Annotated in this window: 14 protein-coding genes; 3 read left to right on the top strand and 11 right to left on the bottom strand. The window is 57.8% G+C overall.

Annotated features, from left to right (window positions below; translation table 11 throughout):
• Nucleotides 1–89 precede the first annotated feature (89 nt).
• The 3 genes from ACR0NM_RS01630 to ACR0NM_RS01620 all read right to left on the bottom strand — a co-directional run bounded on the left by ACR0NM_RS01630 (nt 90) and on the right by ACR0NM_RS01620 (nt 2,762).
• Nucleotides 90–1,649: a trimethylamine methyltransferase family protein gene (locus ACR0NM_RS01630; RefSeq protein WP_170635365.1), complete on the bottom strand. Its 1,560-nt coding sequence runs from the start codon at nt 1,647–1,649 to the stop codon at nt 90–92.
• A gap of 113 nt (nt 1,650–1,762) precedes the next feature.
• A complete protein-coding gene (locus ACR0NM_RS01625; protein WP_170424087.1) occupies nt 1,763–2,458 on the bottom strand; it encodes an HAD family hydrolase in 696 nt (231 codons plus the stop codon).
• A 19-nt stretch (nt 2,459–2,477) separates the two neighbouring features.
• Nucleotides 2,478–2,762, bottom strand: a complete 285-nt coding sequence (locus tag ACR0NM_RS01620; protein ID WP_170397013.1) for a DUF3572 domain-containing protein — start codon at nt 2,760–2,762, stop codon at nt 2,478–2,480.
• Nucleotides 2,763–2,851: 89 nt separating this feature from the next.
• Between ACR0NM_RS01620 and ACR0NM_RS01615 the strand changes: the two genes are divergently transcribed.
• Nucleotides 2,852–4,252, top strand: coding sequence for a diguanylate cyclase (locus ACR0NM_RS01615; RefSeq protein WP_480612906.1), 1,401 nt, complete (start codon nt 2,852–2,854; stop codon nt 4,250–4,252).
• Nucleotides 4,253–4,256: 4 nt separating this feature from the next.
• On the opposite strand, the gene ACR0NM_RS01610 is transcribed toward ACR0NM_RS01615, so the two are convergent.
• Genes ACR0NM_RS01610 through ACR0NM_RS01595 form a run of 4 tightly spaced genes read right to left on the bottom strand, consistent with a single transcriptional unit; the run spans nt 4,257 to nt 6,140 of the window.
• Nucleotides 4,257–4,730 (bottom strand): periplasmic heavy metal sensor, encoded by a 474-nt coding sequence (locus ACR0NM_RS01610; protein WP_170397015.1) that lies wholly within the window; start codon nt 4,728–4,730, stop codon nt 4,257–4,259.
• A complete protein-coding gene (locus tag ACR0NM_RS01605; protein ID WP_170403955.1) occupies nt 4,727–5,071 on the bottom strand; it encodes a hypothetical protein in 345 nt (114 codons plus the stop codon). Before ACR0NM_RS01605 ends, ACR0NM_RS01610 begins: the two co-directional genes overlap by 4 nt.
• On the bottom strand, nt 5,064–5,678 hold the full coding sequence (locus tag ACR0NM_RS01600) for an RNA polymerase sigma factor (RefSeq protein WP_170403958.1): 615 nt from the start codon (nt 5,676–5,678) through the stop codon (nt 5,064–5,066). The genes ACR0NM_RS01605 and ACR0NM_RS01600 overlap by 8 nt, the downstream gene beginning before the upstream one ends.
• A 6-nt stretch (nt 5,679–5,684) precedes the next feature.
• Entirely contained in the window at nt 5,685–6,140 is a 456-nt protein-coding gene (locus tag ACR0NM_RS01595; protein WP_170403961.1) for an EF-hand domain-containing protein, read from the bottom strand.
• Nucleotides 6,141–6,361: 221 nt separating this feature from the next.
• Here ACR0NM_RS01595 and ACR0NM_RS01590 point away from each other — a divergent pair, with 221 nt between their 5' ends.
• Nucleotides 6,362–6,760, top strand: a complete 399-nt coding sequence (locus tag ACR0NM_RS01590; protein WP_170647708.1) for a DUF983 domain-containing protein — start codon at nt 6,362–6,364, stop codon at nt 6,758–6,760.
• Entirely contained in the window at nt 6,757–7,458 is a 702-nt protein-coding gene (locus ACR0NM_RS01585; protein ID WP_480612904.1) for an NUDIX hydrolase, read from the top strand. Before ACR0NM_RS01590 ends, ACR0NM_RS01585 begins: the two co-directional genes overlap by 4 nt.
• Here the strand turns inward: ACR0NM_RS01585 and ACR0NM_RS01580 are convergent.
• From ACR0NM_RS01580 to nuoN, 4 genes are read right to left on the bottom strand one after another with little or no spacing between them, the layout of a single operon-like run.
• Nucleotides 7,455–9,122 carry a ribonuclease J gene (locus ACR0NM_RS01580; RefSeq protein WP_480612902.1) on the bottom strand — a complete coding sequence of 556 codons (1,668 nt, stop codon included), beginning with the start codon at nt 9,120–9,122 and terminating at the stop codon, nt 7,455–7,457. The genes ACR0NM_RS01585 and ACR0NM_RS01580 overlap by 4 nt on opposite strands.
• Nucleotides 9,119–9,898: a type III pantothenate kinase gene (locus ACR0NM_RS01575; protein WP_170397028.1), complete on the bottom strand. Its 780-nt coding sequence runs from the start codon at nt 9,896–9,898 to the stop codon at nt 9,119–9,121. Before ACR0NM_RS01575 ends, ACR0NM_RS01580 begins: the two co-directional genes overlap by 4 nt.
• Before the next feature lie 12 nt (nt 9,899–9,910).
• Entirely contained in the window at nt 9,911–10,660 is a 750-nt protein-coding gene (locus tag ACR0NM_RS01570) for a biotin--[acetyl-CoA-carboxylase] ligase (protein WP_170403973.1), read from the bottom strand.
• Between the two features lie 54 nt (nt 10,661–10,714).
• Nucleotides 10,715–12,157: an NADH-quinone oxidoreductase subunit NuoN gene (gene nuoN / locus ACR0NM_RS01565; RefSeq protein ID WP_480570685.1), complete on the bottom strand. Its 1,443-nt coding sequence runs from the start codon at nt 12,155–12,157 to the stop codon at nt 10,715–10,717.
• Nucleotides 12,158–12,159: the final 2 nt, after the last annotated feature.

The following is a 12,159-nucleotide window of genomic DNA, read 5'->3' as shown; positions in this document are numbered from 1 at the left end:
TCGCAGAAAGCTTAACAAACACCCAAAATCCGATACGGGATTATGAGAATCCGATCTAATCCCAAACTGAAGGGCGGATTGGGCAGCGATCAGAAATCGGTCGGCGCACCGCCTTCGGCCTTGCGGCGCTCAACAAACTCGGCCAGCTCCTCGCGGATCGCCTCATCCATCTTCGGGGCTTCGAAATTGTGCACGATCTCCTTGAACATCCGATGGGCACGTTCCGCAGTCCAGATACCACCAGCTGCTTCCCAGGCTTCGAAGTTTTTCCAGTCACTCAGGAACGGCTGATAAAATGCGGTGGTATAACGATCTTGCGTATGTTGGATGCCAAAGAAATGCCCGTCGTTTCCAACAGACCGGATCGCTTCAAGGGCGATGTCATCCGGGCCCGTTGCTGTCAGTTCCGGCTGCATATACCGCTGAATCTGCTGCAGGATTTCGCAATCCATGATGAATTTCTCGGGGCTTGCGATAAGGCCTCCTTCAAGCCAGCCTGCCGCATGATATACCATGTTGGTGCCTGACTGCACCGCCGCCCAAAGGGAATTCGAGGTTTCCCAAACCGACTGCCCATCGGGCACATTTGCCGCGCAAACGCCCGAGGACCGCATAGGCAAGCCATAATACCGTGCCATCTGCCCAGTCATCTGGGTCGAGCGCATGTATTCCGGTGTCCCGAATGCAGGCGCACCGGATTTCATATCGACATTCGAAGTAAAGGTCCCGATCACGCATGGAATACCCGGGCGAACATACTGAAACAACGCAATCGCGCACAGCGCTTCGGCAAGCGATTGTGCCACTGCGCCAGCCATCGTCACGGGGGCCATCGCCCCGGCCAGAGTGAAAGGCGTCACGACAATTGCCTGCCCACGCCGCGCAAGCCGCAGGCAGCCATCGATCATTGGATGGTCGTGTTTCAACGGTGAGGTCGAGTTGATGTTAGTGTACATCCGCGGCGTGGCCTCGAATTCCTCATGGCTCAGGCCACCCGCGATACGCACCATCTCCATCACGTCTTCGACGCGCTCTTTCCCCAGCGAATAGGCATGCATTGCCTTGTCGGTCAGGGTCAGCTTGTCATAAAGCACATCAAGGTGCCTTATGCTGGCGTGGATATCGACCGGCTCAACCGGATATCCACCTGCAAAGTGGATACAGTTGAAGTATTGCGTCAGCTTCAGCAGGTCCTGACACATCCGCCGGGTGCCGGGCACTTTTTTTCCGATTTCCATGTCCCAATAATTTGGTGGGGATGAAACATTGCCGAACAGAATGGTCCTGCCACCAATCTCGATCTGATGCTCCGGGTTGCGCGGCGTGATGGTAAATTTGCTGGGCGCCTTGCCCACCATTTCCATCACGAAATCCCGGTCCATGCGGACGTTGTCGCCGGAAATTGTACAGCCCGCCTTGCGCAGGATCCCGATGGCTTCTTGATTGTAGAACTCGATGCCGATCTCTTCGAGAATCCGCATGGCACCTTCGTGAACCGCTTCGATTCCCTCGGGTCCCAACGGCTCGATTGGCTTGTCGATGTTTGTGGGCGGGTTCCAGGGCATCTGCTCGATCACCGCCGCGCCGCGCCTTGCGGCTGCACCCGCGCGTCCACCACCGCGACGTTTGCGTGTCTTGCTCTCAGCCATCACCATCCTCCGCGCTTTCACTCCTATGAAAGCCCCGAAGATTCAGCATCGCCGTTCTGTCTGCGACAAGAGTTGTCGGTTTTATTATCTAACCCGGCGATTTGAAACCGAGGTTATTCGGTTTTCGACAACCAGCCGGGAATGTGCCCGATGTTGGGCAAGACGACATCCGCCAGCGGTTCGAGTGTTTTGGCCGTCGCCATGCCGGTCAGAACCCCGATGGTGACCATCCCTGCGGCGCGTCCCGCCTCTAGATCGTGAAGACTGTCACCAACCATCGCAACACGAGATGGCGCGACCTCGACATGCTGAGCAAAGGCCAATAGCTGCCCCGGACCTGGCTTGTAACCATGTCCGCTGTCATATCCGGCTACAAAATCAAAATGGTCTCGCACACCAACGGACTGCAGGTGCTGCAGGGCCGGCATTTCAGCATCGTTCGTCGCAACGCCCAGTTTCAGCCCGGCGCGCCGCAGCTCGGCAAGGAATGGTGCCAAGGGAACGGCTTGGATCTGCTCTGCGTTCGCTGACGCCCGGTTGAGTGTTTCGATCAGGTGCCCCAGAGATACCTCAGGCAAATGCGGTGTCAGAGCTGCAGCAACTTCATCGACCGTTCCGGCGATGACTACGCTATTCGGGTCGTAGCTCTCTTGTTCAAAATCAAATCCGATGGCCTTCCCCAACTCGGTCGCGCGTTGCACATCTCCATCAGAGAGCTGCAGCATCGCGATACGCCCGAACGCACCCCAAGTGGCTGCAAAATCAAAAAGAGTACCGTCCTTGTCGAACACGAGGGCGTCGATTGCCATGAAACAAATTTCCTTTGGGTTAGGTCCAGTGCATATCCGAAATTCCGGACAACGCGGCACGGGCTTGACCCGGCTCTTCGTAGGGCACGGAATTGGCGTCACAAAAAGCGATCACCCATGAATCGTCAAGCAGCAGAAAGTCCAACACAGACCCAAGAAATTCAGCCTCACCCGCACGGTCGCGCAAATCTTGTTCCGAGGCACCTGTCGCCCCCAGGAAAACGGGCAGCAACTCATCATTTCCCACCAGCCAGCCCAGCACATTCAGGGCCAGAGTTTCAGCGGAATTGGCGGAGATCGGCATAAACTGGCCTCGGACACTGTGTTGGAAAGGGTTTGTTAACCAGACTCATAAACACTTTAGCAACGCATGCAATCAAACGGTGAATGGCTATGTCTGTACAAGGCACCATACTCGTCCTCGACGGTGTTTCGACCAATCGCATAATGCTCAAGGTTCAGTTGACGGCCGCCTGGTACCATGTCGTGCAGGGTGAGAAAGTGGCCGGGCTTGGTGCATTGCTGCGGCGGACACGGCCTGATCTGGTTCTTACAGCGCAAACTCTGCCCGACGGAAGCGCTGCGGATGTTAAGAAAGTGATGGCGGCAGATCCTGCTCTGATCGATGTGCCGATTGTTGCGATTGCACCGCAAAACGACAAAGCAGCGCGTTTGAAGGCACTGTCGGACGGGCTGGATGATGTGCTTGGCTATCCGTTCAAGGATACACTTCTATTGGCCCGCGTGCGCAGCTTGTTACGTACGCGCGCCGAACGGCAGGAATTAAACATCGAAGGTTCGGCCCAAACCATTGGCTTTGGCGAGGCGCCACAGGTGCTGATCGCCCCGCCATCGATGGCAGAGATCGCGATCCTGACGCAAACAGTTCGAACCAGCGCGTTGTGGAGAAATGCTCTGACCCATCAAACCCGGCATCGTGTGACCGGCCATACTCTGCCTGATCTCAAAGGCATCCTGTCCGGAACGATCCCGGACGCGATTGTTGTTGAGCTTGCACCGAATAGCTCGGGGCGGAACCTACTGGCAGATCTTCGGTCGCGCGGTGCGACACGAAATACGGTGCTGATCGGTGTGTTGCCGGATGGTAATCCCGCACTTGCGGCCGAGGCGCTGGACCGAGGCGCTGATGCGGTCTGCATGGGCGGGTTTCAGACAGATGAGATATGCTTGCGGCTTGAAACTCTGATCGCCCGCAAGACCCGAGACGACAGATTGCGAGCGACATTGCGCAGGGATTTGGCCGAATCCCTGATCGATCCGCTGACCGGACTGTTCAATCGCCGCTATGCGATGCGCGCGCTGGACCAGATCGCGCTTCAGGCCCCAGAAACGGAACACGGATTCGCTGTGATGCTGGCCGATCTGGACCACTTCAAGGCAATCAATGACCGTTACGGTCACGCCGCGGGGGATTTGGTTCTGACCGAAACCGCGAAAAGGCTGCGAGTCGTGATAGGAAAAACCGGTTTTGTCGCGCGTATCGGCGGCGAAGAGTTCATGATCGGGCTACCGAATACCTCAACCGACCAAGCGCTGAAGCAAGCGAAACAGATTTGTGAAACTATTTGCGAAAAACCTTTTCAGCTGCCGGATCGTCCGGCCCCAGTACCCGTAACGATCAGCGTGGGGGTGAAATTATGTACCCCGCCCGAACTCTCTCATCCAGGCGAAACAGACCCGGTTGGTCGATTGATCAGCTCGGCGGACAGAGCACTTTATGCCGCCAAAAAAGCGGGCCGCAACCAGGTACAGATTCGGCAAAGCGCAGCGTGACTAGTCAGTCCCGTTTTTTGTGTTTGCGCGGGCCGCGTTTAACCACGTCCTCCAGCCGGTCCGCGTAAGCGGCACGTTGGTCATCATTCATGGCCGAGATCTGGGCCAGCCATTGCTGATGAAGCGCAGTCTGCAGATCAGCAGTTGCCTTCGACTGCTGTGCCAAAAGACTCGCAACCGCTGCGGGATCGAAGGGCACGGCCCTGAGCACTTGACTGAGAGCAGTAAAATCCTGCTTGCGCCGATGTGATCCTTTTCCGCGCAGGTCCGACAACTCACCCCTCAGAGCCTTTCGATCCGACTTTGGCAGCGCATAATACAGCGCCGGGCCAAATCCCGGAGGCGCATCGGCATGAGCGCTTCCTTTAAAGCGCAATGCCGCACCCAAAATGACTCCGACAATCAGCAGATTCAAAGCAAGAGAGACAACCAGCAATATCGGCATCCATTTGCGTTTGGGTGCGGGATGATCGCTCATTCTGCGTCCTCCAGATAGTTTTCGTCTAAATTCAGATCGGCCATCAGATAGGTCGTCTCTTGTGAGATGAAGTAGTCAACAGGGTCCGGCAAGAAGGCCGGCGCGGAGAACCCGATCCAGACGCCAGCTGCGCTTGCCGCCACAAGACCGCTCAACCCTTGCCACCCCCCGATAACGCCTATCTTTTGCCGCCATGTCCGCCGCTGCGGTCTTGCAATCCGGGCCAGACGTATGGCTTCGGCATCAGTTTCGATGCGAACCGCAAGATCGTCAGGAAACGTATCCCGCGCCGCACGCGCCCGTGCAAACAGATGGTCGAGTTCGTTATCTTGATCAGCCATGTTCGTACCCCAGTTCATCCCGACGCCCCGCCAGTATCGCGGTAAGAGATCGTTTGCCACGCGCGGTCAGGCTTTCAACCGCCTCGACCGAAATATCCATGATCCCCGCGATTTCGGGATTGGACAATTCTTCGATGTGCCGCAGAACCACAGCCTGCCGCTGCCGGTCCGGCAAATGCTCCAATGCAGCCTGCAACGCGTCCTTGCGGGCACTCTCCTGCATCTGGTCGACCACACTGGCAGTCTCATCTTCGGGTTCGGCCACATTGTCCAACGCTTGAGGCCGCTTTTTCCGGCGCAAGTCCACACATAGATTCAGTGTTACGCGATAGAGCCAGGTCGATAACTGCGCCTGCCCCGGCACCCAGTCAGGTGCCATCTTCCAAAGGCGCATCATCGCCTCTTGCGTCACGTCCTCTGCTTCGGCTGGGTTTCCCAGCATTCGCAAAGCCACGGAATAACTTCGCGGCCCCAACCGCCCGGTCAGCAGGCGGGCCGCCGTAGCATCGCCATCAGAAAACCGGCCCAGCAACTCTTCGTCGCTGGGCTCGGGCATGGCAGGTGTTCCGCCATGCTCGATGTCGGGATAAGAGGTCAGATCCTCCATCCCGCATCAGTTGTTGTCGGTGTCCGACTTCTGATGCCGCTTGTGTTTCCGGCCCATTTTGTCTTTTGCATCCGCGTATTCCTGTTCTGAGATCGAACCGTTGCCGTCGGCATCGATGCGCTCGAACATCTTGGAGGCGCGGCGCGGTTTCGGCAATTCATCTTCGCTAAGGAAACCATCCGCATTTGCGTCGTGCTTTTCAAACATCTTGGTGACACGCTCGTTGGCCTTGGTCTGCGCCGCAGCCTGCATTTCTTCGACGCTCAGTTGGCCGTCGCCATCCGTATCGGCAGCGGTGAATTTCTGGTTGCGATGTGTCTCGATCTCGGCCTGTGTCACCTGCCCGTCCCCGTCGGCATCCAGTTCCTGAAATGTCGCACGCGGGCCCTTGGCCAAAGCGGAAGTGCCGGTCACAGTAACTGCAGCTACGACGATTGCCGAAATGAAGCTTTTGGTTTTCATTACATAGTTCCCTGAATTTGGCGGCCATTTGCCGCTGTTGATACCTATTCAAACGCGGCTTGGGCGGGTTTCCGTCGCTTCCGGCACAACTTTTTTTGCTTTATTTGAAACGCCAATAGAAAATGATACGCTAAGCAGCAGCGCCACAAAGCGACGCACCCCCCTTTTCCGTTGGGTCTGATCCTGCCTATATGCCTCCAGGAAAGATGCGCGAGATACATATGATTGACCAAACTATTGACAGTTCGCTCGAAGAAGACCGCCCAACAAAACCCGCATTGATCCGAGGGTTCCGGTGCAAATGCCCGAATTGCGGTGAGGGTGCGCTGTTGCACAGCTATCTCAAGGTGAATGACACCTGTTCGGAATGCGGGGAGGAATTGTTCCATCATCGCGCTGATGACGGCCCGGCCTACCTGACGATCCTGCTGGTGGGGCACCTTCTGGCACCCGCCCTTCATGTCTCTTATGTGCAGTGGCGTCCCGATCCATGGACCATGGCGATTGCATTCTCGATCGGCTGCGTCGCGCTGTCCCTGTTCCTTCTGCCCCGTCTCAAAGGGGCCGTGGTCGCCTATCAATGGGCGCGGCGGATGCACGGGTTTGGCAAGGCCGGATGACGGCGGATAAAACCGCAATCCGGGATGCTGCTACCGTAATCGTATTGCGTGATCGGTTCACAGACCCGTCGATCCTGATGGGCCAACGCGGTGCCAAGGCTGCGTTCATGCCGAACAAATTCGTGTTCCCGGGCGGCGCGGTTGATGCTTCCGATGCGGGCATCCCGCTTAGCGCGCCATTGCCCGATCTATGCACCGATCGCCTGTCACAACAATCAGCGCCAAACTTGCAGACCTCTCTGGCTGTCGCGGCGATCCGAGAGTTGTGGGAAGAAACCGGGCTTGTTCTGGGGCAACAAGGGGATTGGCAAGGCGCGATCCCGGCCGATTGGCAAAGCTTTGCGGCGATGGGCTACCTGCCGTCTGCAGAAGCACTGCAATTTGTCTTTCGCGCAGTCACACCGCCGGGGCGACCCCGCCGGTTCGACGCCAGGTTCTTTCTGGTCGATGCGGACGCGATTCAGGGGGATCTTGACGACTTCACCCATGCCTCGAACGAGCTATCGCATTTGCAATGGGTCAAGATCAGCCAAGCGCGAGAGTTCGACCTGCCCTTCATCACCGAAGTTGTTCTGGCCGAAGTCGCTGCCCGTGCAGAGGACCCGAACCCGCCTGAAACCGTGCCCTTCTTTCTCAACAACGAAGAGGCCAGCCTTTTCCTGCAGCTTCGGGGCTATCCGATGCCCTACGCGGATTAGCGCATCCGGCTGACCACCACGGTCACTTCTGGTTTCTTTCCGATCTCGGCCTGCGCAGTCTGGCGCGCGATCCGGCGCAACCCTTCTTCCAGTTTGTCGTCATCACGCAGCGTCTTTGCGCCCGCACGCATCAGGAACTGGTTCAGGTCCTCTTCCAGCACCTCAATCAGCCCCGCGCGGGATGATCCCATTTCGGGCAGGCCCATCGTTTCGCACCACGGCTCACCCAGCGGTTCGTCTTCTTCGTCCAATATCACGGTGATGGTGATATGGCCGTTCAGCGCCATGCGAATCCGGTCGCGCACCACGCCGTCCAAGGCGCCGATTTTGACTGTACCATCCAGATAGGTCCGGCCAGTCTCGATATAATCCGCCACTTTGGGCGCATTCCCAGTCAGATCCAGCATAGTGCCGTTAACAGCGAGAACCCCAGTACGTCCGCCCGTTTCGGCCAGTTTGGCATGCTCACGCAAGTGGCGGTGTTCGCCATGCATCGGTATGACCATCTGCGGATCGATCAGAGCGTGAACCTTCTCAAGATCAGGCCGGTTGGCGTGACCCGAGACGTGATACAGACCAGAGCTGTCATCGACCACATCCACGCCCTTCTCACTGAGCTGGTTCATGATGCGGATTACGCCACGTTCATTGCCGGGAATAGTCTTGGACGAGAACAGAAACAGATCGCCCTCTTTCGCTTCTAGCCCGCGATATTTACCACGCGCCAGTTGAGCGCTGGCCGCGCGGCGCTCGCCTTGGCTGCCAGTCACAATCAACATCAGGTTCGCGCGCGGCACGTCGACGGCCTCTTCGGCGCTGATAACCTTTGGAAAATCGGTCAGGATGCCGGTCTCGGTCGCCGCCTCGATCATACGCCGCATCGCACGACCCAGCAGAACGACCGAACGGCCGGCTTTCTGTCCCGCCTCTGCCAGCGTTTTCACGCGTGCCACGTTCGAGGCAAACGTGGTTGCGATGACCATGCCGCTGGCCTCTTGAACCAGACGGGTGATCTCGGGGCCGACTTCGGATTCCGAACGCCCGGGATGGCTTGAGAACACATTGGTACTGTCACAGATCAACGCTTTGACGCCGGGCTTTGCCACCTCGGCCCACAGATCGGGATCGAATGGTTCGCCCACGACCGGGTTGGAATCGAGCTTGAAATCCCCCGTATGCACCACGCGTCCGGCAGGCGAGTCGATAACGAGCCCTGCACTTTCAGGGATGGAATGCGAAACCGGCAGGAAACCAACGGTAAACGGGCCAGCCTTGATCTGTTCGGGCCATGGAGACGCAGTTTGCACCGCCTCGGTCGGGTGGCCGCGTTCTTCCATCTTGCGACGCGCGATATTGGCGGTAAAAGCGCGCGCGTAGACCGGCGCGCCTAAAGCCTCATAACAGTGGGCCACCGCCCCGACATGATCTTCGTGCGCGTGAGTGACAAAAACTGCTTCCAGCTGATCGGCGCGCTCTTTCAACCAGGTGATGTCTGCAAAGATCAGATCCACGCCGGGCGAGGTGTCCATGTCCGGGAAGGCAACGCCAAGATCCACAAGGATCAACCGCTCTTGCCCCGGCTTACCGTAACCATAGACATAGGCATTCATGCCGATTTCGCCTGCACCGCCCAGCGGCAGATAGATCAGTCGTTCACTGCTCATGTTGAGCCATTTTCCTTGTTATAGCGATGTATCACGGTCAACCCGTGCATCGTCAGATCATCCTCGATAGCGTCAAAACCCACGTCAGCCTGGTCAAACAGAGGCGCCAGGCCACCGGTACCGACGACTTTCATCGCCATTCCGTATTCAGCTTTCACGCGCGAGATCAGCCCTTCGATCAGGCCGGAATATCCCCAATACACGCCGGACTGGATACAGCCAACCGTGTTTGTTCCAATCACTTTTTCGGGCCTCGTGATGTCGATATGCGGCAACGCCGCGGCACCCTGATGCAGTGCCTCAAGGCTCAGGTTCACGCCAGGGGCGATGATACCACCGACATAGGCGCCGTCGGCTGCGACTACGTCGAAATTCGTAGCCGTCCCAAAGTCAACCACAACCACATTGCCGCCATGGCGGTCGAACGCCGCCGCCGCGTTGGCCAACCGGTCCGGACCGGGCACGGTGCCTTCGTCCACGCGCGGATTGACCGGCAGCAGGCAATCTGGCTTGCCAACAACAATCGGCCGGCATCCAAAAAAGCGATCAGCAAAGACCCGCAGGTTGAACACCACGCGTGGCACGGTTGAGGCGATGATCACATCCGAGATATCAGCTTCGATACCGTAGTGTTTCACCAAGGTTGAATACCAAGTGAAATATGCGTCCGCTGTGCGGGCATGATGAGTTGAGGTGCGCAGGGTGCACAGAAACTTTTCGCCATCCCAGATCGAGAAAACGGTGTTGGTATTGCCGCAATCAATCGCCAGAAGCATCCCGCGCCCCTTTCAGAAGTACACATCCGCAGCCGGAATGCTGACCCGGCCCTTGGCGGTGTTTAGGACAAGGCTGCCACCCACGTCTACCGTTTCGAAGGTTCCAACCGTTTCGGACGTGGCTGTACGAGCGGTTATGACTTCGCCCAACCGCGCTGCTCGGGATAGCCAGGCGGTGCGGATCGGTTCGAACCCGTAGGTCATGAACTGGGTCTCATAATGCGCATAAGCTACCGCCAGTTCGGTCAGAAAATCCTCGGGGGTGGTGAGCGCGCCGGTTTCCGAGAGCAGAGAAACAGGTCGCACCGCTCCGGCTTCGACGCGATCAGTGCCCGGTGCCTCGGACAGGTTCACCCCAACCCCTATCGCCAGATGTGACACCCCCCGGCCCTGCCCCGTGCTTTCTAGCAGGATACCCGCTAGTTTTCCGCCGTTGAGCAGCACGTCATTGGGCCATTTCAGTGCCAAACCTACTGCGCGCCCCGTTACCGCCACACAGGCATCATACAGGGCGAGCGCTGCGACAAAACTTCGAAGGGCCGCCTGTTCCGGATCACCCGGCGGGCGCATCAGCAAAGTCGCTGCCAGATTACCTTTGGGGTTGGCCCAAGCTCGCCCGCGCCGACCACGCGCGGCGGTCTGATGATGTGCCATGATCCAGACCGGACCGGTCGCTGTTGGCGCAAGCCGCACCGCCTCATTCAGAGTACTGTCGACTTCTTTCAGTATATGCAGGCCATATCCCTGCGGCCATTCGCTCATGTCAAAAAGGCCCGGTCGCGCGACCGAGCCTCGGTTGATCGAAACGCGGCAGTATCAGTTGACAAGCGTCGCCGCAGCAGCTGAAGCTGCCCCTTCCACACCGAACTGATAAAATACGCCAATCAACATCAGAGCCGCAGAGCCCATCAGCGCTGCCCACAAAACCGGGGTCGAGCGGATCTCGATCGGGTCTTCATTCTCCGCCCCGAAATACATGTAGAACACGATCCGCAGATAGTAGAACGCACCGATGACCGAGGCGATGGCCGAGACGATCACCAGCCCGAACAGGTCGGCATCGATACCCGCTTGCCAGACGCCGAACTTGGCGAAGAAGCCCAGCATCGGTGGCACGCCCGCCAGACTGAACATCAGGATCAGGACTGCCAGAGCTTTGCCCGGATCGCGCTTCGAGAACTGACGCAACGCATCGATATCGGTGACAGGTTTGCCATCACGCTCCATCATCAGGATGAATGCGAAGGTTCCGATATTCATCGTCACATAGATGGCCAGATACATCAGCATTGCCTTGATGCCCATCTCGGTCCCAGCGGCCAGTCCGATCAGAGCATATCCCATATGGGCAATCGACGAAAACGCCATCAGCCGCTTGATGTCCCGCTGCCCGATAGCCGCAACCGCGCCCAGCAGCATCGACAGGACCGAAAGCAGCACGATCACTTGCTGCCAATCCTTGATCACGCCTCCGAATGCGTCATGCATCAGGCGCGCGAACAAGGCCATCGCAGCCACTTTCGGAGCGGTGGCGAAGAACGCGGTAATCGGGGTCGGTGACCCTTCATACACATCCGGCGTCCACATGTGGAACGGCACGGCCGAGACCTTGAAGGCCAGACCCGAGATCATGAACACCAGGCCAAACAGGAGGCCAATCGAGACATCTCCATGATGCACCGTTTGGATGATGCCCGAGAACAGCGTGGTGCCAGTGAAGCCGTAAACCAGCGACGCACCATAGAGCAGCAAGCCAGAACTCAACGCGCCCAGCACGAAGTATTTCAGACCGGCTTCGGTGGATTTGGCACTGTCGCGCCGCAAGGCGGCCACGACGTAAAGCGACAGCGACTGCAGCTCAAGCCCCATATAAAGCGACATCAGATCGCCTGCGCTAACCATCATCATCATGCCTACAGCCGCAAGTGCGACCAGCAGAGGATATTCAAAGCGCAGCAGATCGCGGCGCGCCATATATTCTTGGCTCATCAGCAATACCGCAGCGGCGGACAGCAGAATCGCAACCTTTGCAAATCGAGCAAAGCCGTCATCCACAAACATGCCGTTGAAGGCCACGTTGGTACCTTCGCCATTCATCGCAATCCAGATTGCCAACACCGCCATCAGACCTGAAGTGGCCCAGACCAGCATGGGGGCCAGAGCATCCTTGGTGGTGTAGACAGCCCCGATCAGCGCCGCCATCGCATAAATTGCCAGAACAATTTCCGGCAGGATGATTGTCAGATCAGCCTGGATCATGT

This window comes from Ruegeria sp. AF2, from assembly GCF_056542025.1.
Note: the sequence above shows the minus strand (reverse complement) of the source record. Positions and strands in the feature narration are given on the sequence as shown.

Bases quoted from the DNA above. Each gene is read 5' to 3' on its own strand.
- ACR0NM_RS01610 (WP_170397015.1), bottom strand. From the start codon at position 4,730: ATGAGCGATCATCCCGCACCCAAACGCAAATGGATGCCGATATTGCTG.
- ACR0NM_RS01625 (WP_170424087.1), bottom strand. From the start codon at position 2,458: ATGGCAATCGACGCCCTCGTGTTCGACAAGGACGGTACTCTTTTTGAT.
- ACR0NM_RS01630 (WP_170635365.1), bottom strand. From the start codon at position 1,649: ATGGCTGAGAGCAAGACACGCAAACGTCGCGGTGGTGGACGCGCGGGT.
- ACR0NM_RS01570 (WP_170403973.1), bottom strand. From the start codon at position 10,660: ATGAGCGAATGGCCGCAGGGATATGGCCTGCATATACTGAAAGAAGTC.
- ACR0NM_RS01600 (WP_170403958.1), bottom strand. From the start codon at position 5,678: ATGGAGGATCTGACCTCTTATCCCGACATCGAGCATGGCGGAACACCT.
- ACR0NM_RS01585 (WP_480612904.1), top strand. From the start codon at position 6,757: ATGACGGCGGATAAAACCGCAATCCGGGATGCTGCTACCGTAATCGTA.
- ACR0NM_RS01595 (WP_170403961.1), bottom strand. From the start codon at position 6,140: ATGAAAACCAAAAGCTTCATTTCGGCAATCGTCGTAGCTGCAGTTACT.
- nuoN (WP_480570685.1), bottom strand. From the start codon at position 12,157: ATGATCCAGGCTGATCTGACAATCATCCTGCCGGAAATTGTTCTGGCA.
- ACR0NM_RS01575 (WP_170397028.1), bottom strand. From the start codon at position 9,898: ATGCTTCTGGCGATTGATTGCGGCAATACCAACACCGTTTTCTCGATC.
- ACR0NM_RS01590 (WP_170647708.1), top strand. From the start codon at position 6,362: ATGATTGACCAAACTATTGACAGTTCGCTCGAAGAAGACCGCCCAACA.
- ACR0NM_RS01580 (WP_480612902.1), bottom strand. From the start codon at position 9,122: ATGAGCAGTGAACGACTGATCTATCTGCCGCTGGGCGGTGCAGGCGAA.
- ACR0NM_RS01605 (WP_170403955.1), bottom strand. From the start codon at position 5,071: ATGGCTGATCAAGATAACGAACTCGACCATCTGTTTGCACGGGCGCGT.
- ACR0NM_RS01615 (WP_480612906.1), top strand. From the start codon at position 2,852: ATGTCTGTACAAGGCACCATACTCGTCCTCGACGGTGTTTCGACCAAT.
- ACR0NM_RS01620 (WP_170397013.1), bottom strand. From the start codon at position 2,762: ATGCCGATCTCCGCCAATTCCGCTGAAACTCTGGCCCTGAATGTGCTG.